24 protein-coding genes are annotated in these 25415 nt (G+C 68.5%); 6 read left to right on the forward strand and 18 right to left on the reverse strand.

What is annotated here, in order from left to right; all coding sequences use genetic code 11:
- Positions 1–7: 7 nt before the first annotated feature.
- The 15 genes from jaqu_RS15840 to bchF form a co-directional block, all read right to left on the reverse strand.
- Positions 8–481 carry a c-type cytochrome gene (locus jaqu_RS15840; protein WP_043919975.1) on the reverse strand — a complete coding sequence of 158 codons (474 nt, stop codon included), beginning with the start codon at positions 479–481 and terminating at the stop codon, positions 8–10.
- Between the two features lie 751 nt (positions 482–1232).
- A complete protein-coding gene (hemA, locus tag jaqu_RS15850) occupies positions 1233–2447 on the reverse strand; it encodes a 5-aminolevulinate synthase (RefSeq protein ID WP_043919977.1) in 1215 nt (404 codons plus the stop codon).
- The gene (gene puhE, locus jaqu_RS15855; protein ID WP_170938628.1) at positions 2434–3225 is read right to left on the reverse strand and encodes a putative photosynthetic complex assembly protein PuhE; all 792 of its coding nucleotides are present in this window, start codon (positions 3223–3225) and stop codon (positions 2434–2436) included. The genes hemA and puhE overlap by 14 nt, the downstream gene beginning before the upstream one ends.
- A complete protein-coding gene (gene acsF / locus jaqu_RS15860; protein ID WP_043919978.1) occupies positions 3216–4340 on the reverse strand; it encodes a magnesium-protoporphyrin IX monomethyl ester (oxidative) cyclase in 1125 nt (374 codons plus the stop codon). The genes puhE and acsF overlap by 10 nt, the downstream gene beginning before the upstream one ends.
- The gene (locus jaqu_RS15865; protein ID WP_043919979.1) at positions 4337–4642 is read right to left on the reverse strand and encodes a hypothetical protein; all 306 of its coding nucleotides are present in this window, start codon (positions 4640–4642) and stop codon (positions 4337–4339) included. Before jaqu_RS15865 ends, acsF begins: the two co-directional genes overlap by 4 nt.
- Before the next feature lie 15 nt (positions 4643–4657).
- Positions 4658–5125, reverse strand: coding sequence for a photosynthetic complex assembly protein PuhC (puhC, locus tag jaqu_RS15870; RefSeq protein WP_043919980.1), 468 nt, complete (start codon positions 5123–5125; stop codon positions 4658–4660).
- Positions 5126–5130: 5 nt separating this feature from the next.
- On the reverse strand, positions 5131–5775 hold the full coding sequence (gene puhB / locus jaqu_RS15875) for a photosynthetic complex putative assembly protein PuhB (RefSeq protein ID WP_043919981.1): 645 nt from the start codon (positions 5773–5775) through the stop codon (positions 5131–5133).
- 42 nt (positions 5776–5817) lie between these two features.
- On the reverse strand, positions 5818–6582 hold the full coding sequence (puhA, locus tag jaqu_RS15880) for a photosynthetic reaction center subunit H (RefSeq protein ID WP_043919982.1): 765 nt from the start codon (positions 6580–6582) through the stop codon (positions 5818–5820).
- Between the two features lie 13 nt (positions 6583–6595).
- Entirely contained in the window at positions 6596–8014 is a 1419-nt protein-coding gene (locus tag jaqu_RS15885) for a PucC family protein (RefSeq protein ID WP_043919983.1), read from the reverse strand.
- Positions 8011–8667, reverse strand: a complete 657-nt coding sequence (bchM, locus tag jaqu_RS15890) for a magnesium protoporphyrin IX methyltransferase (protein ID WP_089268311.1) — start codon at positions 8665–8667, stop codon at positions 8011–8013. Before bchM ends, jaqu_RS15885 begins: the two co-directional genes overlap by 4 nt.
- On the reverse strand, positions 8667–9557 hold the full coding sequence (gene bchL, locus jaqu_RS15895; protein WP_043919984.1) for a ferredoxin:protochlorophyllide reductase (ATP-dependent) iron-sulfur ATP-binding protein: 891 nt from the start codon (positions 9555–9557) through the stop codon (positions 8667–8669). Before bchL ends, bchM begins: the two co-directional genes overlap by 1 nt.
- A gap of 8 nt (positions 9558–9565) precedes the next feature.
- A complete protein-coding gene (locus jaqu_RS15900; RefSeq protein ID WP_043919985.1) occupies positions 9566–13072 on the reverse strand; it encodes a cobaltochelatase subunit CobN in 3507 nt (1168 codons plus the stop codon).
- Positions 13062–14648, reverse strand: a complete 1587-nt coding sequence (bchB, locus tag jaqu_RS15905; RefSeq protein WP_043919986.1) for a ferredoxin:protochlorophyllide reductase (ATP-dependent) subunit B — start codon at positions 14646–14648, stop codon at positions 13062–13064. The genes jaqu_RS15900 and bchB overlap by 11 nt, the downstream gene beginning before the upstream one ends.
- Positions 14645–15940, reverse strand: a complete 1296-nt coding sequence (locus jaqu_RS15910; protein ID WP_043919987.1) for a ferredoxin:protochlorophyllide reductase (ATP-dependent) subunit N — start codon at positions 15938–15940, stop codon at positions 14645–14647. The genes bchB and jaqu_RS15910 overlap by 4 nt, the downstream gene beginning before the upstream one ends.
- Complete coding sequence (gene bchF, locus jaqu_RS15915; RefSeq protein ID WP_043919988.1) at positions 15937–16413, reverse strand: 2-vinyl bacteriochlorophyllide hydratase; 477 nt, start codon at positions 16411–16413, stop codon at positions 15937–15939. The genes jaqu_RS15910 and bchF overlap by 4 nt, the downstream gene beginning before the upstream one ends.
- 178 nt (positions 16414–16591) lie before the next feature.
- Between bchF and jaqu_RS15920 the strand changes: the two genes are divergently transcribed.
- The 6 genes from jaqu_RS15920 to idi are packed head-to-tail and all read left to right on the forward strand — an operon-like array spanning position 16592 to position 22632.
- Entirely contained in the window at positions 16592–17317 is a 726-nt protein-coding gene (locus jaqu_RS15920) for a hypothetical protein (protein ID WP_141134287.1), read from the forward strand.
- Between the two features lie 36 nt (positions 17318–17353).
- Complete coding sequence (gene ppsR / locus jaqu_RS15925; RefSeq protein WP_043919990.1) at positions 17354–18736, forward strand: transcriptional regulator PpsR; 1383 nt, start codon at positions 17354–17356, stop codon at positions 18734–18736.
- A gap of 51 nt (positions 18737–18787) precedes the next feature.
- A complete protein-coding gene (gene chlG / locus jaqu_RS15930) occupies positions 18788–19684 on the forward strand; it encodes a chlorophyll synthase ChlG (RefSeq protein WP_043919991.1) in 897 nt (298 codons plus the stop codon).
- Position 19685: 1 nt separating this feature from the next.
- Positions 19686–20924: an MFS transporter gene (locus jaqu_RS15935; protein ID WP_043919992.1), complete on the forward strand. Its 1239-nt coding sequence runs from the start codon at positions 19686–19688 to the stop codon at positions 20922–20924.
- A gap of 2 nt (positions 20925–20926) precedes the next feature.
- On the forward strand, positions 20927–22111 hold the full coding sequence (locus jaqu_RS15940) for a geranylgeranyl diphosphate reductase (protein WP_043919993.1): 1185 nt from the start codon (positions 20927–20929) through the stop codon (positions 22109–22111).
- Positions 22108–22632 (forward strand): isopentenyl-diphosphate delta-isomerase, encoded by a 525-nt coding sequence (idi, locus tag jaqu_RS15945; protein WP_089268312.1) that lies wholly within the window; start codon positions 22108–22110, stop codon positions 22630–22632. Before jaqu_RS15940 ends, idi begins: the two co-directional genes overlap by 4 nt.
- A 19-nt stretch (positions 22633–22651) precedes the next feature.
- On the opposite strand, the gene jaqu_RS15950 is transcribed toward idi, so the two are convergent.
- From jaqu_RS15950 to pufC, 3 genes are all read right to left on the reverse strand, one after another.
- Positions 22652–23347: a DUF4347 domain-containing protein gene (locus tag jaqu_RS15950; protein WP_043919994.1), complete on the reverse strand. Its 696-nt coding sequence runs from the start codon at positions 23345–23347 to the stop codon at positions 22652–22654.
- Positions 23348–23453: 106 nt separating this feature from the next.
- A complete protein-coding gene (locus jaqu_RS15955) occupies positions 23454–24092 on the reverse strand; it encodes a hypothetical protein (protein WP_043919995.1) in 639 nt (212 codons plus the stop codon).
- A 200-nt stretch (positions 24093–24292) separates the two neighbouring features.
- Complete coding sequence (gene pufC, locus jaqu_RS15960) at positions 24293–25414, reverse strand: photosynthetic reaction center cytochrome PufC (protein ID WP_043919996.1); 1122 nt, start codon at positions 25412–25414, stop codon at positions 24293–24295.
- Position 25415: the final 1 nt, after the last annotated feature.

Raw genomic sequence — 25415 nt, forward strand, 5'->3', positions numbered from 1 at the left:
GCCGGCTTCAGTTAGTTTCTTCGCCAGTGCCCTCGGGCGCGGTGAACTGCGCGAGGAAGGCATAGAGGTTCAGGGCGTCATCCTCGGCGCGGACACGGTAGGACATCTTGCCGCGACCGTTCTCGCCGGTGACTTCCTGCAGATGGCCGGTTGGATCGAGCAGGTACGCGACCATGTTGGCTTCGTCCCAGACGAGGCCGCCCTCACCCGCCGTCACGATGATGTCCGAATACCGGAAATCCTCGACCACGCCGGCAACGCGGCCGACGACGCCATAGAGGTTCGGCCCGGTGCGCGCCGCGCGGCCGGCCAAGACCTCGCCGTCAGGGTCGGCGACCACGTGGCAGGACTGGCACTGACGGAACGCGCTTTCGCCCGCGGCGGCGTCGCCGGTCGCGGTCAGGTCGATTTCGGTGTGGGCATCCGCAAAGGCGGGTCCCGCGGCCAGCAAAGCCGCTGCGATGGCTGTTGTGCGGATCATGCAGTTTACTCCTCCTGAGTCCGGATCAGATGATAGCTTCACCACCCGGGAGGTCCAGCCGGCAGAGGCGGTCATGCAATAACCGGAAGGTCCGGAAGATGAATGCGGAAGCAGAAGACACCCGCAGTGGAGATGCGGCGTGGCTCGACGGCACCATCGGGACCGCAGATTGCGTGAGCCCGGACCCCGCAGCGGGCAACGTGGTTCTGCGTATCCGCCGGCACCCAGAGCCCGACGCTTACGTCAGACGGTTCGTCGGGCCTGCCGCGGACCGGCGGTTCCACCGCGAGCGTCCGGCACTGAAGCGGCTGTCCGCGAGGCCTCGACTGACCCGCAGTTTCTTCGTTCCGCGTCTCCTCCGGGAAGACAGCCCGTCGCAACGTCTCGCGATGACGATGGTCGAGGGGCAGTGCCTGACCGACGTGCTGGACGGGGCCGAGCGGCCACGCGCGCCCGGATCATCACGGCGACCGGGGCCGCGGCCCGGACGATCCGATCCACGATCCGCGTGACGTCGCGGCCTTCGCCCGCGGATTTGGTTCGGACCCGACATGGGATCCGTGCTTTCGGATCCTGATTCTCGAAGGGATCGTCCGCGACATGACGCGAGAGCTGAGCGATCTCCGCCATGGCCAGCCGCGATCGAACCTCCTGCACGCGAGCGCGCTGGCCGTGCCGGAATGGGAGCCGGAATTTCCCGGCCCGGACCGGGCCCCGCCTGAAGCGGGGACGATCCCGCTACGCCGTCAGGTCAGGCGCTGGCCCGTGCGAGGGCGCACTGCTTCCACAATGACGACAGCGCGCGCACCAGATGGTCGATATCGTCGACGGTATGGCGCGGGCCCGGGGTGAAGCGCAGGCGCTCCGTCCCCTTGGGCACCGTGGGATAGTTGATCGGCTGCACGTAGATCCCGAACTGATCCATCAGGTAGTCCGACAGCATCCGGCATTTGACCGGGTCCTTCACCATCACCGGGATGATGTGGCTCGGATTGCGCTCGTGCGGGATGCCCTCGGCATCGAGGCGGGCGCGCAGGCGGGCGACCTGCCGGCGCTGCTGCGCGCGTTCGATATCGCTGACCTTCAAGTGCCGGATCGACGTCGTCGCGGCGGCCGCGATAGCGGGCGGCAGAGCGGTGGTGAAGATGAAGCCGCTGGCGAAGCTGCGCACGAAGTCGCACATCGCGGCCGAACCGGCGATATAGCCGCCCATCGTGCCATAGGCCTTGCCCAGCGTCCCCTCGATGATGGTGACGCGGTCCATAAGCCCCATCTCCTCGGCGACGCCGCCGCCGCGGGGTCCGTACATGCCGACCGCATGGACCTCGTCGAGATAGGTCAGCGCGCCATGCTTCTCGGCGACGTCGCAGATCTCGTCGATGGGGGCGATGTCGCCGTCCATGGAATAGACGCTCTCGAAGGCGACGATCTTGGTCGCATTTGCCGGCAGACGGGACAGCTTGGCGTCGAGATCCGCTGGGTCGTTGTGCTTCCAGATGGTCTTGTCGCAGCGGGCGTGGCGGATGCCCTCGATCATGGAGGCGTGGTTCAGCGCATCCGACAGGATCACGGCGTTGGGCAACCGTGCTCCCAGCGTGCTGAGAGTCGCCCAGTTCGAGACGTAGCCCGAGGAGAAGACCAGGGCCGCTTCCTTGCCGTGCAGGTCGGCGAGTTCCGCCTCCAGTTCCAGATGCTGATGCTGGGTGCCGCTGATGTTGCGCGTCCCGCCCGCCCCGGTGCCGCATTCGCGCGCCGTCGAGGCCATCGCCTCGACCACGTCGGGATGCTGGCCCATGCCCAGATAATCGTTCGAACACCAGACGGTGATCTCGCGGGTCTCTCCGTCGTGGTGGTTCAGCGCGCGGGGATGCTGACCGCAGCGCCGCGTCAGGTCGGCGAAGTAACGGTAGTTGCCCTCGTCCTTGAGAGCCTGCAACTGGCTCTCGAACATCTTATCGAACGGCATCCGTTCCCTCCTCCTGCTTGTCAGGCAGCATCCACCGCCAGAGTTTTTCGTCCGGCAGCGGGACGACCATGAACCAGTGTTCCAATAACGCGAGCGCGGTCAGGGCCGCCAGTAAGGCGAACCCCACCTCTTGCGCCGGGGCGGGGGCGGCGATCAGACGCTCCAGCCAGCAGGCCACGGCGAATGTCAGCGCCGTGACCGATGTCGGGAACAGCCAGTTCATCCGCGCCGCGCCGAAATGGCTGGGCAGATGACGCAGGCTGCTCGGGATGAACTCGGTGTTCACCTTACGCACGCCCAGATAGAGGTTCAGCTTGGCGCTGATCCGCGCGGCGTAGAGCACCGCGAAGATCCACAAGCCGAACGTGTTGGCCGCGTCATGCGTCAACGCGATGATGGCGATCAGCGCCGCCGTCAGCGTCATCTCGTGATAGGCGACCGTGCCCCAGGCGCGGATGAACCGCTCCCAACCCGGGACGCCCGGCCGCGCGGGCCGGGTGTTGGGGCCGGTGATCATGCCGGTCAGAAAGGCCAGCTCGATCCAGCCCCACACCGCCAGCGCCGAAGCTGCGGCGAGGTAGACCTCCGCCGGATCCAGAACGCCCCGCGTGGCCCAGAGACCCCAGAAGCCCAGCCCCAGTATCGGCAGCGTCCCCAACGTCAGCGCCACGTGCCGGCCCCGCAGGTCGGCGCGGCGCACGGCCCAGAGGATCGCCCCGGTGGAGACCCACCAGGCGACCAGCGCGACCGCGCCCGCTATCCAGGGGCTCAGTAGCACGGCTCCAAACGGGTCTGGACGGGCACCTCGTGCCGCTTGGCCGGGATCGCGTAGAGCCGGGCGAAGGCCGCGGCGGCCTTGGCCGACCCGGCCAGCCGCTTGAGCCTGCCGCCCAGACCTCCCTGCCGATCACCCTCGGCGATCTGCTCGTTGGCGGCCTGCAGCTTGCGCAGCGTCGGCAGCCAGGCGGGATGGTCGATGTCCAGCGTGATCGGGAAGACCTGCTCGGACAGGGCCGAGGTCTTCTCGAAGACGGACTGGGCATATTCCTCGGGATCGACGCCCAGCGCGGCGTGGAAGGCCGGCCGCTGGTGGTCGCGCACGAACATCGTGCCGTAGACCGCCGTCAGGAAGAACTTGATCCACCAGACGTTGCGCCCGCTGGTCAGCTTGGGATCGGTCTTCATCAGCAGGGCGAAGGCCTCGCCATGGCTGAACTCGTCGTTGCACCATTCCTTGAACCACTTGAAGATCGGGTGGAACCGATGTTCCGGATGCTTCTCCAGGTGGCGGTAGATGGTGATGTACCGGGCGTAACCGATCTTCTCGGACAGGTAGGTCGCGTAGTAGATGAACTTGGGACGGAAGTAGGTGTACTTCTTCTTCTGCGTCAGGAAGCCCAGGTTCACCGCGATCCCCGCTTCGCGCAGCGCGTCGTTGATGAAGCCCGCATGACGCGCCTCGTCCCGCGCCATCAGCTGGAACAGCGTGGTGATGTCGCTGTTGGACCCGCGGCGCTTCATCTCCTTGTAGAGGACGCAGCCGGAGAACTCGGCCGTGCAGGACGAGATCAGGAAGTCGATGAACTCGGCGCGAAGCTCAGGCTCCATGCCGTCCCAGTCGATGTGGTCCCAATCCTCGTTCTTGCGGAAATGACCCTTGTTGGGATCCGCCTTCATCTGTGCGATCAACTCGTCCCAGTCCTTGCGCACGGGGGTCACGTCGATCGCGTCCATCTCGTCGAAATCGGTAGTGTAGAAGCGCGGTGTCAGCAGCGTGTTGCGCATCGCCACCTCGGTGGCGGTCTTGCTGTCAACGGGCGCGTGCATGTTCTCGGCGGCGAGGCCTTCCTCGGCCGTCGTGGCGTCGGCGGTGTGCTTGAGAGGCGCGTTCATGGCCGCACCTCCAGCGGCTCGCCCGAGAAGCTGAACTCGCAGAGCTCCATGAATTCGGCATCTCCGGTCATCCGCGTCCACCACCGCTCGAGTCCGCTCGCCCGCGTGATGACCGCCTCGCGGTTCTCGCAGACGACCTCGCCGAAGGGGGCCATGATCTCCGGCCCCAGCACCTCGACGACGTCGCCGGGATGTACGACCGATCCGTCGTCGAAGCGCACATGCGCCGACAACTCTTCGAAACGGTGACTGACCTCGACGGTACAGGGCACGCGTTCTGTGGTTTTCGTGAAGATGGGCATTGGTCGTTCCCCCTCTCAGTTGAGCAGCGCCGCGAAGGCGGCTGCGTTCTTGGCGCCGAACCCGATCAGCTCGGCACGCCATCCGGTCACGTCGTCCCGTAGGCTAAGCTGCCCCGTCTCGAACTCGATCAGGCGGACGGGTTGGGACATGTCTGCCCCCCGCCGCTCCCGCTCGAACTTCAGAGCACGATGCACGCCCGCGACGAAACCGCCCTGAGATGGATCAAGCTGCGCGATCACCGTCCCGTTCGTATCCAGCACACGCGCTGCCCCGGTCGAGCCGTCCGCATCCAGAAAGATCGTCCGCTCGCGCAGGATGCCGGCCTCGCCCTCCATGACCGGCATCGCTTCCAACGGCCGATCGGTGAGGCGGGCATAGGTCACGATAAAGAGCGCGCAGACCACCAGCACCCCAAGGGCGCGGATCAGCGTCGTGGGCACCATCTCACGGTCACGGGCCGCAAGGCGTTGTTCTGGCATCATCGCGTCTACTCCGCCGGGACGGGCGTGGCGCCCGTGGGTTGCGTCTGCGCGATTTCGACCTGCGGTAGGCTCGCCTGGACCTGCGCGGCCTCTGCCAGCATCCGCGCGACCGAGGCCGCGTCCGGGATGCAGCGCAACGCAGGCTGCGGCGGGTTGAAGCGCCACGGCCGCGCATGGGGCCAGAGCAGCAGATAGCTGAACCGCGTCTTGCCCAGCGTCCGCAGCGCGATCGTGCCGGTGCCGTCCCCCGCCAGTGTCAGATCGGCGGCGCCGATCCAGCGATAGGGGAATTGCAGCGACATCGTCAGCGCCGCGCCCACGCGCAGCACCACGCGCGCATCGGTGATCGTGTAGACCGTCGCCTTGGCCTGGCACCACGCGATCACCCAGAGCAGGGCGCAGGCCGCAGCGCCCAACACCAGATAGAACGCCGCGCCCCCAAAGGCGGCCAAAACCCCCATTTCGGTCAGCCGCGCCGTGCCGGACCCCAGGAAGAACAGGACGAAATAGGCCGCGACCCATCGCACCTTCAGCGCGTCGCGCGCCAGCGCCCATACCGAAGGCGCCCCCTGCCACAGGATCCGCTCTCCTGCGGGTAGGGCCTGCGGCAGGCCGCGGATCGGTTCCTGGTCGAAGTCGTCGTGGTCCATCTGGTCCTCCTCGGGCCGGGTCTGGCGGCCCTCATCGCGTCTTCAGAGTTGCGGCTCCTGCCGGTCGGGCGCGGCATAGAGCTTGCCGCCGCCGACGAAGGCCATGATCTTCTCTTCCTCCAGCAGGGTGACCTGGCTGTCGGACTTGGTGGTCGGGATCATCGGGAAGTGCCGCTGGTACAGAGCCTTGACCTCCACATGGTCCTCGAAGATGCGGACCAGCTGGATCGGGATCAGGTGCTTGCTGCCACCGGGCGCCTCGACTTCCAGAAAGCGGACGAGCTGTTCGGGCGCGTCCAGCCACATGTCGGTCACGACGGCGCCCGGCAGATCGTCGCCGCCGCGCACCTCCAGGCCGCGCGGATCGCGTCCGGCGGTCACGCGGAAGTCGGGCTTGCCGCGCATCGGCACGATCTTCGGATGGCCGTGACCGTCCAGTTCCGGCACGTCGCGGCGCGGCGCCCAACTGGCGGCCCCCACCCCGTCCACCATGGGATCCCCCGTCGGCTCGAACGGAAAGCCGTTGGGCGTCGCGGTCTTGAACATCGCGATCTCCCGCCCCTCCGGCGACATGTTGGGCACCGTGACCGTGCCGCGCCCGTGGGGCAGCACGAAGGTCTTCTGTCCCGGCAGCGGGAACGGCCCCTGGTTCGGCGCCAGCGTCCCGTCGTCGTTCTCCAGCGGGTAGCCTTCGCGCATGTTTTCCGTCTGCAGATAGAAGATCAGCAGCGCGAAGAAGAGGTAGAAGAGCCAGAGACTGAGGCTGGCCAGATCGAATTGCGCGAAGAAGGCTTCCGTCTGTTGCATGGGATGCTCCTGTTCAGGTCGGGAAGTCGGCCAGTCCGATCCTGGCCTCCTTCGATTGCGTTGTGTCTGTGCGCCGCACCAACGGGCCGAGGGCCACGAGGGTGAGGAAGAGAAGGCCGATCTCGACGTGGTAGACGACCGAGTAGCCGGTAGAGGGATCGTTCAGCGCAGGCCCCAGCGCGCCCGACATGGCCGCCGCGTCAACGGCATCGCGCAGGCCGCCGCCCAGCGCGGTCGCCAACCCCTGCGCCGTCGCCTGCGCGGCGCCCCAGGCGCCCAGCGCGAGGCCGCGCCCGGCGATGTCGGTGACTGGCAGCGTCATGGCCGTGGTCAGCGTCGCCACTGCGAACAGCCCACCGCCGAAGCCAATGCCGAAGCTGCCCGCGAAGAACAGCGCGGCGTTGTCGAAGGGCGCGGCGAAGATCACCGCGCAGAAAGAGGCAACCCCGGCCAGCACGCCGGCCGCCGCCATCCGGGTCGGATTCATGCCCCGCGCCAGCCACCGCGCCGCCAGAGCGAAGGCGCCCAGCGCGCCCAGCGCCCATGTCGCCGTCAGATAGGTCGTGGACGACACGCTCAGGCCCAGGATCTCGCCGCCATAGGGCTCCAGCAGGACGTCCTGCATGGCGAAGGCCATCGTGCCCAGAAAGACCGCCGCCAGCAGGCGGCCGGCGGTGCCGCCCCGCGCCAGATCGGCCCAGGCCTCCGCGAAAGGGGGACGCGGCCGAGCGCGCTCCTCGGCCGAGAGACTGCGCAGCCCCTCCTGCCGCCAGAGCGCGATGACGTTCAGCGCCAGCGTGGCGACCGCGGTGCCCTGCACCACCTGGATCAGCTTGACCGGCGTGAAGTCCCGCAGCAGCCACCCGATCAGCACCGCGCTGACCAGCATCCCCATCAGGAACGCCACATAGAGCAGCGCGACCACCCTCGGACGGGTCTCGTCGTCCGCCCGGTCGGCGGCCAGCGCCAGCCCGGCCGTCTGGGTCATGTGCATCCCAAGCCCCGTCATCACGAAGGCCAGCGCGGCGAACAGCTCGCCGACGAAGGGGATGTGGATCCGGTCGTAGCCCGACAGGATCAGCAGGGCGAAGGGCATGATCGCCAACCCGCCGAACTGCCAGAGCGCGCCGAACCACAGATAGGGCAATCGCCGCCAGCCCAGTGCCGACTTGTGCGTATCGCTGCGGAATCCCAGCAGCGCCCGGAACGGCGCCACCAGCACCGGCAGCGCGATCATCGTCGCGACCAGCGCCGCCGACAGGCCCAGCTCGACGATCATGACGCGGTTCAGCGTCCCCAGCAGCATCACCGCCGCCATGCCGACCGAGACCTGGAACAGCGACAGCCGCAGCAGCTGACGCAGCGGCAGGCCTTCGGACCCCGCATCGCCGAACGGCAGAAGCCGCAGCGCGATATGGCGCAAGGCCGTCACGCCCGCAGCTCCATCGCGGTCGAGATGTAGAACCCGCTCGTGACCCGCTCGATCACGGAGCCGTCCAGATCCCGCGCCATCCGATCGACGTCATGAGGCACCATCGCCGGGCTACGGTCGGAGCGGGGAAAGGCCTTGCCCGCCAGGAACATCACCGTCAGCAGGCGCGTGCGCGGCGCCAGGCTGGTCACGATCAGCGGCGCGCGGCCGCGCAGCGCATCCAGCTTCGCCTTCAGATCGCCCGCGCCGTAATAGATCATCGAATCCTGTGCCACGATCGCGTCGAACCGGCCCAGGCCGCCATCGAACATGTCGCGCGCTGCGAACGTCACCCGTCCGCGTAGCGCAGGGTCCAGCCGCTGGGCCGCGATCTCGAGCAGTTTCGGGGCCACGTCCACCGCAACCACCTCGGCACCCCGGGCGGCCATGGCGGCCGCCTTGGCCCCGGTGCCGCAGCCCGCATCCAGCACCCGCATGCCCGACAGATCGTCCGGCAGGCGCGACAGGATCACGTCGCGCATCCGCTCCCGTCCGGCGCGCACGGTGGCGCGCACCCGGCTGACCGGCGCGTCGGAGGTCAGATCCGCCCAGACCTTTGTGGCCGAGCGGTCGAAATAGCCTTCGACGCGGGAACGGGTGGCGGCGTAGTCCATCAGTCGAACCCCAGAAGCTCGAAGATGTCCCGGTCCTCCATCGGCGCGGGAGCCAGCGGGTCGGTCCCGCGCCACAGCGTCTCGGCCAGCCGGACATATTCGGCGCGGCAGCGGACGATGTCCTCGTCGTCGTCCATCTCGAACAGGGTCTTCTTCTTCAGCCGCGACCGGCGGATCGCATCCACGTCGGGCATGTGCGCGATGCGCTTGAACCCAACCGTGCCGCAGTAACGGTCCACCTCGTCGGTGTCGCGCGACCGGTTGGCGACGCAGCCCGCCAGGCGCACCTTGTAGTTCTTCGACTTGGCCTGAACGGCGGCGATGATCCGGTTCATCGCGTAGATCGAGTCGAAATCGTTCGCTGTCACGATGACCGCCCGGTCGGCATGTTGCAGCGGCGCCGCGAAGCCTCCGCAGACCACGTCGCCCAAGACGTCGAAGATCACGACATCGGTGTCCTCCAGCATGTGGTGCTGCTTGAGCAACTTGACCGTCTGCCCCACGACGTAGCCGCCGCAGCCGGTGCCCGCGGGCGGTCCGCCCGCCTCGACGCATTGCACGCCGCCCCAGCCTTCGGTGACGAAATCCTCTGGCCGCAGCTCCTCGGCGTGGAAGTCGACATCCTTCAACGTGTCGATCACCGTCGATTGCAGCTTGCCGGTCAGGGTGAAGGTCGAGTCGTGCTTGGGGTCGCATCCGATCTGCAGCACCCGCTTGCCCATCTGCGCAAACGCCGCCGACAGGTTCGAACTCGTGGTCGACTTGCCGATCCCGCCCTTGCCGTAGACCGAGAAGACCTTGGCCCCCTCGATCTTGGCGGCTGGATCCTGATGCACCTGCACCGATCCCTCTCCGTCGAGACCTTTCAGCGTGGGGATATCCTTGGGCATCTCGTCTCCTATTCCGCCGCGATGACGCCTTCGAGCCGGTCTTCCAGCTCGTCCGCGGCGTCCTGAAGCGCGGCAAGTGTTTCAGCGTCGGGCTGCCAGAAGTCGCGGTCGCCCGCCTCCAGCAGCCGGTTCGCCATGCGCGCGCTGGCCTTGGGGTTCAGCTCCGCCAGGCGGCGTCGCATCTCCTCGTCCAGCACGAATGTCTCGCTGATGCGCTGATAGACCCACGGGTCCACCGCGCCGGTCGTGGCCGACCAGCCCAGCGTGTTGGTGACAGAGGCCTCGATCATGCGGACGCCCTCGGCGCCGTGCCTGAGCAGGCCCTCGAACCACTTGGGGTTCAGGCTGCGCGACCGGGTCTCCAGCGCCACCTGATCGCGCAACGTCCGCACCTTGGCCGACCCTGTCGTCGCGTCGCCGATATAGACCGCCGGTTCCTCTCCGCGCGCCCGCGTCACCGCGCGGCTTATCCCGCCCAGCGTGTCGAAATAGTGGTCCACCGTCGTGACCCCCAACTCGACCGATTCGAGGTTCTGGTAGGCCAGATCGACCCGCGCGAGATTCGCCTGCAATGCATCCGGGTTGCGCGCCGCCTTGCCGTCGCGCCCGTAGGCATAGCCCTTGCGCGCCTCGTAGGCGTCGGCCAACTCGCCCTCGTCGTCCCAGGCACCTGAGTCGACCAGCATGTTGACGTTCGACCCGTAGGCCCCTTCGGCGTTCGAGAAGACGCGCAGCGCCGCTTCCTCCAGATCGCAGCCGGTCGCCGCCATCTGAGCGCGCGCGTGGGCCGCGACGGGGTTCATCGCCTCGGGCTCGTCGGCCGCGGCCGCAAGAAACGCCGCCTCGGCCAGCATCCGGGTCTGGAGCGGCAGGAGGTCGCGGAAGATCCCGCTCAGCGTCATCACCACATCCACGCGCGCCCGGCCCAGTTCGCCCAGCGGGATCAACTCGGCCCCGCAAAGCCGCCCGTAATGATCGAAGCGCGGCCTTGCCCCCAACAGCGCCATCGCCTGCGCCACCGGCACGCCGTCCGACTTGATGTTGTCCGACCCCCACAGGACCAGCGCCACGGATCGCGGCAGCGTGTCGTGGGTCTGCAGCAGCAGCGCCGCCTGCGCGGCACCGTCGCGCATCGCGTATTCGGTCGGCATCCGGAACGGGTCGAAGGCGTGGATGTTGCGCCCCGCCGGCAGGACCTCGGGCGACCGGATCAGGTCGCCCCCCGGCACCGGCGCGATGAACCGACCAGACAGCGCCGCCATCAGCCCGTCGAGTTCGGCACCGGACCGCAACGCGGCCCCCGCCTCTTCCCGCGCCGCTTCGGGCAGATGCGCCAGATAGGCGTCGACCTGCCCCGCCTCGGGGGCTGCCCCGACGACATGCAGCCCGTCGGTGATCAGCGCCTCTTCCGTCTCGAGCAGGGTCAGCCACAGCCCGTCGGGACGCCCCTCCAGATCGACGGCCGCCGCCTGATCGGCGATCAGGTCGGCCAGCGTCTCGGACCGGTCGCCGCCGCGCCAGCGCGTCAGCGACTCCTTGAGCGCCGCCAGCCCCTTGTAGAGCCCCGACGCCGCCAGAGGCGGAGTCACGTGCGTCACCGTCACCGCACCCGATCTGCGCTTGGCCAGCGTCGCCTCGGACGGGTTGTTGGACGCGTAGAGATAGACGTTCGGCAGATCCCGGATCAGCCGGTCCGGCCAGTCGGTCGCTCCCATTCCGGCCTGACGGCCCGGCATGAATTCCAGCGCCCCGTGCATCCCGAAATGCAGCACCGCATCGGCGCCGAAATCGTCGCGGATCCAGCGATAGAAAGCGCCGAATGCATGGGTCGGCGCAAAGCCCGTCTCGAAGAGCAGGCGCATCGGGTCGCCCTCGTAGCCGAAGGCCGGCTGCAGCCCGACGAAGACGCGGCCCAGTTGCGCGCCCAGCACGAAGACGCCGCGTCCGTCGGTCTGCACGCGGCCCGGCGCGGGGCCCCAAGCGGCCTCGGTCTCGGCGAGATAGGGATCTTCGGCCACCAGACGGTCGGCGGGGATATGGGCGGCCACGTTGGCCTCCTGGCCGAAGCGTGCGGCGTTGCCCTCCAGCACGGCGCTGCGCAAGGCGTCGACGTCTTCGGGGACGTTCACGTCGTAGCCCTCGGCCGCCATGCGGCGCAGGGTGTTAAGCAGGCTTTCCCAGACCGCCAGGTAGGCCGCCGTCCCGGCGCCTCCGGCATTGGGCGGGAAGTTGAACAGCGTGATCGCGATCCGGCGCTCCGCGACCTCGGACCTCCGCAGGCTCGCCAGCCGTGTGGCGCGCGCCACCAGCCGCTCGACCCGCTCGTGGCAGGGGGCCATGGCGCGGCTGTCGTCACCCCGGCATCTCAACGGGCAGCCGTCGCAGCCGCCCGCATCGTGGCGCCCGGCAAAGACGGTCGGGTTGGTCGCACCGTCGATCTCGGGCAGGGCGATCAGCATGGTCGTTTCGACCGGTCCCAGCCCCCGCGCATCCCGGCCCCACTGGCCCAGCGTTTGGAACTCCAGCGGATGGGCGGCGATATAGGGCACGTCCAGCGCGGCCAGCGCCGCGACCGCCGCCGGGCTGTCGTTGTAGGCCGGCCCGCCGACGAGGCTGAATCCGCTCAGCGACACCAGCGCGTCGATCCGGCCGTCCGAGAAGAAGGCGTCGATCGCCGGTCGGCCGTCGAGGCCCCCAGCGAAAGCCGCCATCACGCGCACGCCCTTCGCCTCGAAGGCCCGGATGACCGCGTCGTAATGCGCCGTATCGCCCGCCAGGACATAGGATCGCATCAACAAAAGCCCGACGGTGGTCCCGTCCCGCTCGGGCGGCACCTCGGCGGTGATCCCGTGATCGGGGTGGTAGAGGCCGACCTCCGGATATTCGACCGGCGCGCGGGCCTCGGTGTCGAACCCCGGCGCGTACCGACCCAGCAGGTGCCGCAACAGCCCCTCGAAATTGTCGTCCGACCCACCCAGCCAGTATTGCATGCACAAGAACCAGGCGCGCAGATCCTGCGCCTTGCCGGGGACGTACTTCAACAGCTTCGGCAGGCGGCGCAGCATGCGCATCTGCTTTTCGCCCGACGTGCCCGACGGCGCCTTCGAGCCGCGCAGCTTCTTCAAGAGCTGCACCGCCGCCGACGACGGCTCCGCCATGTCCAAGTCGCCCATCCGCGTCAGCCTGACGATGGCCGGATCGCTGACCATGCCGACGATGGCGTCCAGCCCGTCACGCCGCGCCGTCAGGTTCGGCAGGATCGCCTGGATATGTTCGTCGATGAACAAGAGCCCGCAGACCACGATATCGGCCGCATCGACCGCGCTTCTGGCTGCGTCGAGCGCCTCGGGTCGCTCATGCCATTCGGCGGCGGCATGGACGCTGACCTCCAGCCCCGGAAACTCGCCCGCGAGCCGCGCGCCCACGCGCCCTACCGGCCCCGCCGCATGGGCGTCCAGCGTGACGATCGCCACCCGGTAGGGCCGAGGCCCGGGGAAGGGCCCGTCACCGCGCATAATGCGCCTTCGCCTCGTAGAGCGTCTCGACCGAGATCTCCGCAAGACCCTGATCCTGGGCGAACTTCTCGGTATTCCGCCGCGCCTTTCCGCGCACGAAGAACGGCACTTTCCGAAGCTCCCGCTCGGCCCCGTCGAGCCAGATGAGCGCCGCGGGCGACGCGTCATGCCCGTCCCTCATCCTGCCGGACATGGCCGGTGGGTGCAGGGCCGGAGAGTGCAGGGCCGGAGGGTGCGGGGACTGGCCCCCGGCGCTCCCGGCGGGGGCCAGATGTCCGTGATGCGACGGGCCAGCCGCATCCGAGAATTCCGGATCGTCACGGAACATCGCCAGAAGATGCTCCTCCAGCCCCATGACCAGCGGATGAACCAGCGTGTCGAACAGGACGTTTGCGCCCTCGACGCCCATGAATGGCGAGTGCCGCGCCGGGAAGTCCTGCACGTGGACGGGCGAGGAGATCACCGCGCAGGGAATCCCCAGCCGCTTGCCGATATGCCGCTCCATCTGGGTGCCCAGGATCAGCTCCGGCGCGAGCTCGGCGATGCGGGCCTCGACCTCCAGGTAGTCGTCCGTGATCAGTGCCTCGACGCCGTAGTCCCTGGCGAGCGAGCGGATGTCGCGGGCGAATTCGCGGTTGTAGCACCCAAGGCCCACCACCTCGAAGCCCATCTCGTCGCGCGCCACACGGGCCAGCGCGCGGACATGGGTCGCGTCGCCGAACAGGAAGACGCGCTTGCCCGTCAGGTAGGTGCTGTCGACCGAGGCCGACCACCAGGGCTGGCGCAGGCGATCCTCGTCCAGCCGGGCCTCGATCCCGGCCAGTCGCGCCACCTCGGCTACGAAGTCGCGGGTCGCGCCCGCGCCGAGCGGGATCGTCTTCGTCCAGGGCTGGTCATGCTCGCGCTCCAGCCAGCGGGCGGCGGCTTCGGCATGTTCGGGGTAGAGGACGACGTTGAAATGCGCCGCCCCCAGCCGTGCCAGATCGGCGGGCGCCGCGCCCAGCGGCGCGACGACGTTCACGTCGATCCCCATTCCGGCAAGCAGCGCCTTCACCTCGACCAGATCGTCGCGGTGGCGGAAACCCAGGGCCAACGGCCCGAGGATGTTGCAACTCACCCGCTCCGTCCGCTGGATCGGCCGGGCGAGATGCCGCACGAGCTGATAGAAGGTCTCGTCCGTCCCGAACAGCTCCTTGCGGGTATAGCTGGGCAGGTCGAGCGCCACGACCGGCACCGGCAGGCCCAGCGCCTCGGTCAGGCCGCCGGGATCGTCCTGGATCAGCTCTGCCGTGCAGGACGCGCCGACGATCATCGCCTGCGGCTCGAACCGCTCGTAGGCCGCGAGGGCGGCGTCCTTGAACAGCGTCGCCGTGTCCGAGCCCAGATCGCGCGCCTGGAACGTCGTGTAGGTGACCGGCGGGCGATGATCCCTCCGCTCGATCATGGTGAAGAGCAGGTCCGCATAGGTGTCACCCTGAGGCGCATGCAGGACGTAGTGGACGCCCTTCATCGCGGTGGCGACGCGCATGGCGCCCACATGGGGCGGACCCTCGTATGTCCAGACGGCCAGCTTCATTCGGCCGCCAGGACCGGGGGTTTCACACCCCCGGACCCCCGTGGAGTATTTGAGCCGAGAAGAAGACCCTTGCGGCGCAGGGGCCGCGCGAAGAGCGCGGCCAGATCGGCCGCCTGCTCGTAGAAATGGACCGGCGTGAAGACCAGTTCGATGGCCCACTTGGTGGTCAGCCCCTCAGCCTCCAGCGGATTGGCGAGGCCAAGGCCGCAGACCGTCAGGTCGGGCGCATCCGCGCGCAGGCGGTCGAGTTGACGCTCGACGTCCTGACCCTCCGAGAGACGGCATTCGGGGAGCAGCGCCAGTTCCTCGGCCATGATGGCGGAATGCAGGTATGGGGTGCCGACTTCGACCGGTTCCATTCCGCATTCGCGGGCCAGGAAGCGGGCGAGGCTCGGCTCCATCTGGCTGTCGGGCAGGAAGCTGATCCGCTTGCCCGACAGCGTCTCGGCCACGGTGGAAACGGCCTTGCGGGCGCGGGCACGGGGCGCGTCGGTTGCGCGGGCGAAGGTCGCGTCATCGACCCCGTGGGCGTCGGCCACCGCGCGCAGCCAGGCGGTCGTCCCCTCTTCGCCAAAGGGGAACGGCGCCGCGATGCGTGTGGCGCCGGCGCGGTCGAGCGCGGCGGCGGTGTCGCCAAGAAACGGTTGGAGCAGGGCGTAGCGGGTGTTCGGGCCCACGCGCGGCGCTTCGCCCGCGCGGCGGGCGGGCAGGACCTGCGCGGCGATGCCCATGGCCGAGAGGAGCGCCAGCGCCTGATCCTCGACCACGTCCGGCAGCGCGCCGACAAGGACGAGGTTCGCATCGTCGGTCCGCTCCAGCGCGGGAACCATCGCGGCGAGGCAGGCATCCTCGCCTTGGGTGAAGGTCGTCTCGATACCCGAGCCGGAATAGTTCAGCACCGCCGTATGGGGCGCGTGGGCGGCGTTCAGGCGCTCGGCGGCGCGCGCCAGATCCAGCTTGATGACCTCCGACGGGCAGGAGCCGACGAGGAACAGCCGCCGCACGTCGGGCCGCCGTTCGAGCAGTTGGGCGACCGTGCGATCCAGTTCCTCGTTGGCGTCCTTGAGCCCGGCGAGGTCGCCCTCCTCCAGGATGGCGGTGGCAAAGCGCGGCTCGGCGAAGATCATGACCCCGGCGGCCGATTGCAGCAGATGCGCGCAAGTGCGCGAGCCGACGACGAGGAAGAACGCATCGGGCATCTTGCGGTGCAGCCAGACGATGCCGGTCAACCCGCAGAATACCTCGTGCTGCCCGCGCTCGCGAAGGACGGGGGCTTGCGCGCAGCCGGTCATGCCGCCTCCAGCCGCGCGGCGCGCAGCTTCAGCAGGAACTGCCCGGCATTGACGACGTAGGCGGCGTAGGCCGCCAGGGCGCAGGCCATCTCGGCCACCGGCGAGAATCCGCCGGACATCAGCATCCAGACATAGGCCAGGTGCAACGCGATGACGCCGAAGCTGACGACATCCTCCCAGAAGAAAGAGGGGGCGAAGAGCCAGTGGCCGAAGACGACCTTCTCCCAGATCGAACCCGTCACCATGATCGTCAGCAGGATGCCGGTCTTGAGCACGATCGACGCGGTGGCCGCCTCGTAGCCCGCACCGGTCAGCAGGAACCGCACCACGAGTGCGAGCGAAATCAGGAAGATGAGGAACTGCAACGGAGCCAGAACGCCCTGGACCGTGGTCCAGACCGTGGCGTCCCTCCGGGCGCGCTCTGCCGGCGTGTAGAGCCGGGCTTCGGCGCGGGTTCGGCCTGGCGCGTCCATCACGACGACTCCCCCCAATCATTGGAGGTATCATCCCCTTTACGCGCCAGATGTCAATTTTCATTTACACCTGCTCTGGGCGGCGTGTCGCTGGATCTGCAATCCGAATGTCAATCTGAGTTGACATTTTACTGGATATCACCAATCGTTCACGCAGCCGATGTGGGAGGTCCGGACGATGTACGACCTGACTTGGGACGACCGACCGCCACCGATCGCGCTGCGCTCTCTCGCTGCCCTTCGTGAAAATATCCGCGGTGCGCGCGCCGACGCGCGCCTCGCGGTCGAATTCAGACCGCTTCTTTTGGACGAGAGCGAGATGCCATGGCGCGCTTTCGTGCGGCAGGCGGCGCGCGAAGGGTTCGGTGATCGGCTGCTCGACGCGATCGCGCCTGCCGCCGCCGATCTCGGCGACGATTGGATGCAGGACCGGCTCTCCTTCGTGGACGTATCCATCGGGTCATCGCGCCTGCAGGATGCGCTGCGGCAGCTTGCCGGCCAGACGATGCGCCGGGCCGCAGGGCCCGCGATCCCGATCCTGGTTCCGCCCTGGGAACAGCATGTCCTCGCCGCCCATCTCGCCGCGTTGCGGCTTGCGCGGCGCGGCCGACGCGCCCCCGTCCTGACCGGTCTGTCTCCGGCGCAGGCTGCGGCGATGCCGGTCGTCAGGCAGGCCCCGGCCATCCTTGTCTCCTGCAGCGGCTCGCCTGGACGTGCCCGGCTGCCGGCATACGTTTCTTCCTTGGGGTCGTGTTTGCGCTCTCCTGTCCCCATCCTGACCGGGGGACCCGCAGAGATGGACACAGGTCCTAGGCCGCTCCATAGTCGCGAACGGAAGGACCCCGTCGCGGCGCTCGAGGCATGTGGCCTGCGATTCGACGACCTCGGAGACGCACCGGGCTGAAAGAACGACGGGGGTTGAGCAGGCGGAACGGGTAGCATGGCCACGCGAGAGAAAGACTTCTGGAACGAACGGGCGGTCCCGCGGATCGCGCCCGAGCATCTCAGCCACATCCTCGCAACCGCCGCCGACCTTGCCCTGATCGTCGGCGAAAGCGGCACGATCCACGACGTCGTCGCCAACCCGCTCAACAGCAGCTTCGGCAAGGTCGATCACTGGGTCGGCCGGAATATCGGCGATTTCCTGGCCCTAGACAGCCGCGAGAAGGTGCTGCGCCGCTTGCAGGATCTCGATCCGGCAGTCCCGACCCCTCCGATGGAAGTGAATCATGTCGACGGCGCGAACTGGACCGCGCCGATGCGGTATACGCTGCATCCGACCGGGCAGGACGGGCGCATCCTGCTGCTCGGGCGGGACCTGAGGCCGCTTGCCGACCTCCAACAGCGGCTGGTCCGCACGCAAGCCGCCCTCGAGCGCGACTTCGAGGCCCAGCGCGTGCACGAGACCCGCTTCCGCGTCCTTCTGGCCGAAATGTCCGAGGGTACCGTTCTGATCGACGCCACCACCGGGCGCGTGCAGGAGGCGAACGACCGCGCCGCCAGTCTTCTGGGCACCAGCCTCGACGCCCTGCGCGGCGCCGCCTTCACCGCCGAATTCGACGGTCGCCGCCGCAGCGAATTCCTGGACGAGCTTGCCCGTGCCGGCGCCGCCGGGACGTCAGTCGAGGTGCGGACGGCCCGTGGCGGCGCCATGCTGCGCCTTCTGCCGCACGCCTTCCGGGCGGGCGGGGACCGCGCGATCCTGTGCCGGATCGCGACGGACGAATCGCACCGGCCCGCCACATCCCCCCAAATGGCCGAGTTCTTCGACCACGCGCCCGATGCGATTGCGCTGATCGACACCGAGGGCCGGGTGACGCGGGCCAATGATGCCTTCCTGTCGCTGGTCGATATGGACAACCCGGGCGATCTGCGCGGACGAAGCCTGATCGACTTTCTGGGTCGCGGCGGCATCGACCTGAAGATGCTGACCGGCGAGGATCGCCCCCGCCTCCACGCGACGCGGCTGATCTCCGCTTACGGCACCCCCGTCCCGGTCGAGATCGCACCGGTCGACCTCGCCGACGGGGGTACCGGCTTCGTCATCCGCGAAACGGCCATCGCGCAACCGCTCCGCGATGAAGCAGGGCCCGAACAGGCACCGGACCGCGCCGCGCAGAACGCGCGCGCCCTCGTCGGTGCGGCCCCGCTGCGCGACATCATCTCCTCCATGACCGACGTGGTCGAAAAGGAATGCATCGAGGCCGCGATCGAACTCACCGACAACAACCGCGTCGCCGCCGCCGACATGCTCGGTCTGTCGCGGCAGAGCCTCTACGTCAAGCTCCGCAAGTTCGGGCTGCTCCAGAGGGACGAGTCGTAAACTTCATCTGACAGTGCGTGACATGCGAAGTGTATCTGCTACGATACACCCATGACGGCGACCGACCTTCTGCCATCCAGACGATTCCCGGAACCGGCGGCGCTTCTGCGCCTCATCAAGCCGGTGACGTGGTTCCCCCCGATGTGGGCCTATCTCTGCGGCGTGGTCTCTTCGGGCGTGGCGCTGTCGGCCGATCCGGTGGCCGTGGCGCTGGGTGTCCTGCTGGCCGGACCCATCGTCTGCGGCATGAGTCAGGCGGCCAACGATTGGTGCGACCGCCACGTGGACGCGATCAACGAACCCGACCGGCCGATCCCGTCGGGGCGCGTGCCGGGCCGCTGGGGCCTGTGGGTCGCGCTGGCGATGACGGCGCTGGCGCTCCTGCTCGCCACCCGACTGGGTCCGTGGGGCTGGGGCGCGACCGCGCTGGCCTGCCTCGCCGCCTGGGCCTATTCCGCAGAGCCTGTGCGCCTGAAACGCTCTGGCCTCTGGGGCCCCGGCCTCGTCGGCCTGTCCTACGAGACGCTGCCCTGGATCACCGGGGCCGTCGTCCTATCGGCGGGCGCGCCGGATCCGCGCATCGTACTGGTCGCGGTGCTCTACGGGATCGGGGCGCACGGGATCATGACCTTCAACGACTTCAAGGCGCTGGAAGGCGACCGGGCGATGGGCGTGAACTCGCTGCCGGTGACGCTGGGCCCGGAGCGCGCGGCGCGCGTCGCCTGCGCGGTGATGCTGGTGCCGCAACTGGGCGTGATCGCCGCGCTGCTGGCCTGGGGCCGACCGGTCCACGCCGCCGTGGTGGGCGCGCTGGTTCTGGCGCAGCTCTGGGCGATGGCGCGGGTGCTGCGCGATCCCAAGGGGCTGGCGCCGTGGTTCAACGGGACGGGCGTCGCCCTGTCCGTCGGCGGCATGATGGTGGCCGCCCACGCGCTGAGGGGGCTGTAGGATGCTGGGCTGGGGGAACATCGCACGTCTCTGCCTCGTGAACGCGGCCATCGGCGGCATGGCCGCTCTGCCCGTGAACCTGTTCAACCGCCTGATGACTGTGGAATTGGCGTTGCCCGCGCTGCTGCCGGGCCTGCTGGTCGCGCTGCATTACGCGGTCCAGCTTACGCGCCCGGTCTGGGGCCACCGCTCCGACACGGCGGGCCGCCGGACGCCGGTGATCCTGTGGGGGATGGGCGTCCTGGGGTTCGGCACGGTGGCTGCGGCCTGGGCCGTCTCGCTGCCGACGCCGGCGGCGCTGGCGGTCTGGGTGATCGCCTATACGGTCATCGGGCTGGGGATCGGCGCCGCGGGTACTTCGTTCCTCGCGCTGCTGGCCACGGCCGCCCCGGACACGAAGCGCGGCGCCGCCGCGACGCTCGCCTGGCTGATGCTGATCGCGGGCGCCATCGCCGCCTCCATCGGCACCGGCATCGCGCTGGAGCCCTATTCGCCACAACGTCTGACGCTGGTGGTGATCACCGTCGCCGCCATCGCCTGGCTTCTCTCCGCCATTGCCACCGTCGGGATCGAACGGCGGGCCCCGACCGTCGCGCCCTCCCGCCCGCAACCGCTCCGCGCGGCGCTGGCCGAAACCTGGGCCGATCCGGCCGCGCGGCGCTTCACCGGCTTCGTCTTCCTGTCGATCCTGGCCTTCTACCTGTCGGAGCTGATCTTCGAGCCCTTCGCCGGCCATGTCCACGGCCTGCCGCCCGAGGCATCGACCAAGCTGTCGGGCGCCAAGGACGGCGCCGCGCTGCTGGGCATGATCGCGGCCGGGGCGCTCGCAACGCTGCGGATGGGCGATCTGCGCATGTGGGCCGTGACCGGCTGCGTCGTCTCGGCCCTCGGCCTCCTTGCGCTGGGCGCAGGCGCACCGCTGGTGCCCGCGACGGTGACGCTGGGCCTCGGCAACGGTCTCTTCGTGGTTGGCGCCATCGGGTCGATGATGCGCCTCGCCTCGCAACGGGCGGGCGCCACGGGTACGCGCATGGGAGTGTTCGGCGCCGCGCAGGCCATCGCCGCGGGTCTCGCCGGTCTGCTGGCGACGGGCATGCTGGACCTGCTGCGCCTCGCCCTGCCCGACGCGACTGCCTATGGGGCACTCTTCACGCTGGAAGCTGCGCTCTTCATCGCCGCCGCGCTGGTCGCGGCGCGCATCCTCGCGGGCCGCGCGCCCGCCGCCATTCCGGGGGAATGACCATGGAACATGATGTCGTCGTCGTCGGAGGCGGCCCCTGCGGAGCGACCGCCGCCGAAGACCTGGCCCGCGCGGGCCTGTCGGTCGTCCTTCTGGACAAGGCGGGCCGGATAAAGCCCTGCGGCGGTGCCGTGCCGCCCCGCCTGATCCGCGACTTCGACATCCCCGACGAGCAGCTCGTGGCCAAGATCGACACCGCGCGGATGATCTCTCCGACCGGGCGTCAGGTCGATATCCCCATCGAGAACGGCTATGTCGGCATGGTCGACCGGGAACATTTCGACGAGTTCCTGCGCGATCGCGCCGCCCGCGCCGGGGCCACCCGCCTGACCGGCACCTTCCTCTCCATCGACCGCCCGGACGGCCGTCCTGTGGTCCGCTACCGCGACAAGGCCACCGGAGAGGAGCGCGCCCTCCGGACCCGCCTCGTGATCGGCGCCGACGGCGCCCGCTCCGCCGTTGCGCGGGCCGAGGTGCCCGGGGGGCGCGAGATCCCCTACGTGATCGCCTACCACGAGATCATCGCAGCCCCCGGCCGCACCGCGACCTACGACCCCCATCGCTGCGACGTGGTCTATGACGGCCGCATCTCGCCGGACTTCTACGGCTGGGTCTTCCCCCATGGGGCGCATTGCTCGGTGGGGATGGGCACGGGCGTCGACGGCGTCGACCTCAAGGCCGCAACCGCCGCCCTGCGCGAGGCGGCGGGCCTCGCCGACGCGCCGACCATCCGCAAGGAAGGCGCGCCGATCCCGCTGCGCCCGCTCGACCGCTGGGACAACGGCCGCGACGTGGTCCTGGCCGGCGATGCGGCGGGTGTGGTGGCGCCCTCCTCGGGCGAAGGGATCTTCTACGCCATGGCCGGGGGCAGGGCTGCGGCCGAGGCCTGCGAATGCGTCCTGCTGTCGGACAATCCGCGCGATCTGCGCATGGCGCGCAAGACGTTCATGAAGCAGCACAAGGCCGTGTTCCGCATCCTTGGCGCCATGCAGGACGCCTATTACAAGTCGGACGAGCGGCGCGAACGCTTCGTGACGCTCTGCCACGACATCGACGTCCAGCGCCTGACCTTCGAGGCCTACATGAACAAGGAACTGGTCCACGCCCGCCCGCTGGCCCACATCAAGATCGGGATCAAGAACGTCGCCCACCTGATGGGCCTCGTTCCGGCCCGTCCCGCCCTGTGAGCGTCCTGATCCCGGCCTGGGACGGCGGGATCCTGACGCCGGTCGAGAAGCTGGAGGTGCACCGCCGGGGCCTGCGCCACAAGGCGGTGTCGGTCTTCGTGATCCGCGACGGCGCGACGCTGATCCAGCAGCGCGCGGCGGGCAAGTATCACTCACCGGGCCTCTGGGCGAATACCTGCTGCACCCATCCCGAATGGGGCGAGGACGGCGCGGCCTGCGCCGCCCGCCGCCTGCAGCAGGAGTTGGGTATCGAGGGCCTGACCCTGACCCCCCGTCCGGGAATCGAGTACAAGGCCCGTGTCGGCCCCGACATGATCGAGCACGAGGTGGTCGAGGTCTTCACGGCACTTGCCCCGGCGACGCTGACGATCTCGCCCGACCCGGACGAGGTGCAGGCCACGCGCTGGGTGGACCTGTCCGCCCTGCGCCGCGACGTGGCGGAGAACCCGGACAGCTTCACCGCCTGGATGCGCATCTATGTCGGCGACCATCTCGATCAGATCGTGGGCCTCGCCGCCTGACGGCTGACCGGCTGCGGCGTCAGGGCCAGCCCAAGCAATGATGCGTCAGGTCCGCGTGGCCCGGACAACGCGGGTTGGCGCATCGCCCCTGCGCATCGCGCTCGACCGGAGGACGGCGCACGATCCGCCCGTCTCGCGCCCATTTCGCGAACACGTCATGGGGATCGACCGTCCCGTGCCCCTCGATCCTCATGCCCCGCAGGCCCATGCTCGGGAAAAGGGCGCCCGGTGTCATCGGTGACAGGCCCGACAGGTCGTTCGATGAAGCCCCGGCCGCGTAGACGGTGAAGCCGACGACCGTCCGGCCCGGCAACAGGCGCGAGATACCTTCGAGCAGCCGGTCTCCCGCGGCTTGGGCCCCTGCGGCGCAGGAATAGAAGATCAGCTCCGCCCGCGCGGTCAGGAAGTCCTGCAGATCGCCGATCTCCTTGGCGAAACTGTCCAGCGTCAGGACGGTCAGGTTACGCCGTTGTTCCTGTGGGTCCCGCTCGGGTCGGTCCGGGGAGACCCGCCCGAGCTGGATGACACCGCTCGTGTCGCCATGCGCCACGATGCCCAGCCGCGTGACGCTGCGCTCCAGGTTCCGCTCGGCCATCTGCCGGGTGAGATTGTAGAAACCGTGGTGATGGATCGTATGACTCCAACCCGACGCATAGGCCCGGTCGTGGTAGGTTCCGATCCCGTCCGCATGATACGGCGCCCAGACGGTCGCCATATCGCACCCTTTCGAAGGCCGTGCCAATGCCCGGAAGCCTAGCCTGAGACGGCGATGCGCGAAGCTACGGGTTCCCTACCCGACCGACAAATCGGCCCCGTCGGGTTTACTCGGGTTCCGCGTCCGAGGCGTCCTGCCAGTGGCCGGCTTGCGGCGCGAGGATCAGGCACAGGAAGATCGCCGCGAACATCAGCGCCGTGTAGAAAGACAGGCCCGAGGCCTGCGGCAGATGGCGGATCGAGGTCGGGTCGAAGGAATGACCGAGAAGAAGCCCGCCGAAAAGCGACAGGCCGGCGATCGACGGATAGTAAGCAAGGTCGGGCGCGCGGTCCCGTTCGGCGTCTCTTGCACACTGGATTACGGAGATCCCCGCCAGAACGGCACCGGTGATCGTGATGTTCGACATCTTGTCGAACGTATCCAGCGAATAGGGAAGGAGCGACTCGAAGCCGCGATCATCGACCAGGGTCCGAATCAGCAGATTGCCCAACGCAACGACGACTGCGACGACGGCCAGACGCTTGGCCATGCGGGCCTGTCCGAAGCCGGGACCGATGACGACGGCGGCAGCCAGAAGCGCGATGCAGAGGGCCGTGCTCGGCACCATCGCGGGCTGCCCGGGCCGGAAGCGGACCAATGCCTGAACGTCCAGATGCCATCCGAAGACCAGCGATCCGACCGAAAACAGCAACGCCGCAAGCCCGAAGACCAGGACGAGCGTGCGGATCTGAACCAGTGTCTTCATCGCCTCGGCCTCGTCACGGAAGGAGAAGAGCCGATGGAAAGATGAACGGCTCTTTCACTAACGTTAACACGGGCTTGCAGCTATTGGCAACGGCAGGCGCCCGGCGCGCCGGTCCCAAATTTTTGTAATACCGAAATAATTCGCGGCAACGACCGGAACCGGAGGCCGGTGTCGGCCCCCGGTCCCGCGATGCCAGGCGGTCACTGCGTGACGGCGGAGTAGTCAGGCTCTCCGGTGGTCGCCAGTTCGGGCCAGTCCGCGATCACGTTCAGACCCTGCATGGGCTTGTTGTACCCCTTGTGGCAGGTCTTGCAGGCGCCCTTGGGGGCGTCGGCGTAGATCGGTCCCAGACGCTCCGGCGGGTAGACGTCGCGCAGCGGCTCCAGATGCAGGTTGTTCAGATCGCGCACCATCTCGATCGCGAGAGAGGCATTTGCCCATTGCGGCGTGAACTGGGTCGGATCGTAGAACGCCCGGCTGTTGTGGCAGAAGACGCAGTTCACCCCCAGCGAGTTCGAGAAGTAGTTCATCAGGCTGTAGGTCCGCTCCGTGTCCTGCCAGGTCGGGCTCATCGGGTCCGACGGCACGTCGCCCACGCGGCTGGCCAGATCGTGAACGGTGATGCGGTTGTCCTCGTAGAGATAGCGGTAGAGCGCATCCGAGGGCAGCGAGGTGAACTGCGATTGCGGCGTCACCAGGTTCTGCACTCCGCCCCAGCCCTCCATGACCTCGACGGTCGGGTCGATCCTGAACCAGATCTCGCTGGGGACGTTCTGGCCGCGGTGGCAGGTGTAGCAGTTCACACCGACCTGGGCGTTGTAGTTGACGTGTGCGTCCCACTCCTCGTTGATGACCTGGGTCATCTGGATCATCCGGCGCCCGACGACCTTGGTATAGAGGCTGTCATCGGCATAGATGCCCTCGTCCGCGCCGGCATGGCAGTAGGCGCAACCCTCTTCCGGCGCGACCCAAAGCGTGATGGCGTTCATCAGCCGCAGGAAGTTGGCTTCGGTTACGTCGCCCAGCACCTGAACGTTCTCGTAGACCTCGCCGGCCAGCGGCTCCCCGGGTTCGGGGGCATAGGGCGCCTCGGTATAGTACTCGTCGATGGTGGGGTCGGCGGGACGGTTCTCCCGCTCGACCACGGCCATGCCGATCCCCGGAGGACCGGTCTGGATCGAGGTCAGCTGATAGGGCTGCCCCCAGGTCACCAGCATCGCGGCGACGAAGACGGCGGCCCCCAGCGCTCCCACCAGGATGGCAGGCCCGAAGATGTTGGTCGGGTTGCCGTTGTTCCAGTCGTTGAACCACTTGGGCAACATC

The sequence above is a fragment of the Jannaschia aquimarina genome (genome assembly GCF_000877395.1).
Classification (GTDB): Bacteria; Pseudomonadota; Alphaproteobacteria; order Rhodobacterales; family Rhodobacteraceae; genus Jannaschia; species Jannaschia aquimarina.

What these genes read in the sequence shown, in the direction of transcription:
- jaqu_RS15840 (WP_043919975.1), bottom strand. Translation starts at nt 481, where the DNA reads ATGATCCGCACAACAGCCATCGCAGCGGCTTTGCTGGCCGCGGGACCC.
- hemA (WP_043919977.1), bottom strand. Translation starts at nt 2,447, where the DNA reads ATGCCGTTCGATAAGATGTTCGAGAGCCAGTTGCAGGCTCTCAAGGAC.
- acsF (WP_043919978.1), bottom strand. Translation starts at nt 4,340, where the DNA reads ATGAACGCGCCTCTCAAGCACACCGCCGACGCCACGACGGCCGAGGAA.
- jaqu_RS15865 (WP_043919979.1), bottom strand. Translation starts at nt 4,642, where the DNA reads ATGCCCATCTTCACGAAAACCACAGAACGCGTGCCCTGTACCGTCGAG.
- puhC (WP_043919980.1), bottom strand. Translation starts at nt 5,125, where the DNA reads ATGATGCCAGAACAACGCCTTGCGGCCCGTGACCGTGAGATGGTGCCC.
- puhB (WP_043919981.1), bottom strand. Translation starts at nt 5,775, where the DNA reads ATGGACCACGACGACTTCGACCAGGAACCGATCCGCGGCCTGCCGCAG.
- puhA (WP_043919982.1), bottom strand. Translation starts at nt 6,582, where the DNA reads ATGCAACAGACGGAAGCCTTCTTCGCGCAATTCGATCTGGCCAGCCTC.
- bchM (WP_089268311.1), bottom strand. Translation starts at nt 8,667, where the DNA reads ATGGACTACGCCGCCACCCGTTCCCGCGTCGAAGGCTATTTCGACCGC.
- bchL (WP_043919984.1), bottom strand. Translation starts at nt 9,557, where the DNA reads ATGCCCAAGGATATCCCCACGCTGAAAGGTCTCGACGGAGAGGGATCG.
- jaqu_RS15900 (WP_043919985.1), bottom strand. Translation starts at nt 13,072, where the DNA reads ATGCGCGGTGACGGGCCCTTCCCCGGGCCTCGGCCCTACCGGGTGGCG.
- bchB (WP_043919986.1), bottom strand. Translation starts at nt 14,648, where the DNA reads ATGAAGCTGGCCGTCTGGACATACGAGGGTCCGCCCCATGTGGGCGCC.
- jaqu_RS15910 (WP_043919987.1), bottom strand. Translation starts at nt 15,940, where the DNA reads ATGACCGGCTGCGCGCAAGCCCCCGTCCTTCGCGAGCGCGGGCAGCAC.
- bchF (WP_043919988.1), bottom strand. Translation starts at nt 16,413, where the DNA reads ATGGACGCGCCAGGCCGAACCCGCGCCGAAGCCCGGCTCTACACGCCG.
- jaqu_RS15920 (WP_141134287.1), top strand. Translation starts at nt 16,592, where the DNA reads ATGTACGACCTGACTTGGGACGACCGACCGCCACCGATCGCGCTGCGC.
- ppsR (WP_043919990.1), top strand. Translation starts at nt 17,354, where the DNA reads ATGGCCACGCGAGAGAAAGACTTCTGGAACGAACGGGCGGTCCCGCGG.
- chlG (WP_043919991.1), top strand. Translation starts at nt 18,788, where the DNA reads ATGACGGCGACCGACCTTCTGCCATCCAGACGATTCCCGGAACCGGCG.
- jaqu_RS15935 (WP_043919992.1), top strand. Translation starts at nt 19,686, where the DNA reads ATGCTGGGCTGGGGGAACATCGCACGTCTCTGCCTCGTGAACGCGGCC.
- jaqu_RS15940 (WP_043919993.1), top strand. Translation starts at nt 20,927, where the DNA reads ATGGAACATGATGTCGTCGTCGTCGGAGGCGGCCCCTGCGGAGCGACC.
- jaqu_RS15950 (WP_043919994.1), bottom strand. Translation starts at nt 23,347, where the DNA reads ATGGCGACCGTCTGGGCGCCGTATCATGCGGACGGGATCGGAACCTAC.
- jaqu_RS15955 (WP_043919995.1), bottom strand. Translation starts at nt 24,092, where the DNA reads ATGAAGACACTGGTTCAGATCCGCACGCTCGTCCTGGTCTTCGGGCTT.
- pufC (WP_043919996.1), bottom strand. Translation starts at nt 25,414, where the DNA reads ATGTTGCCCAAGTGGTTCAACGACTGGAACAACGGCAACCCGACCAAC.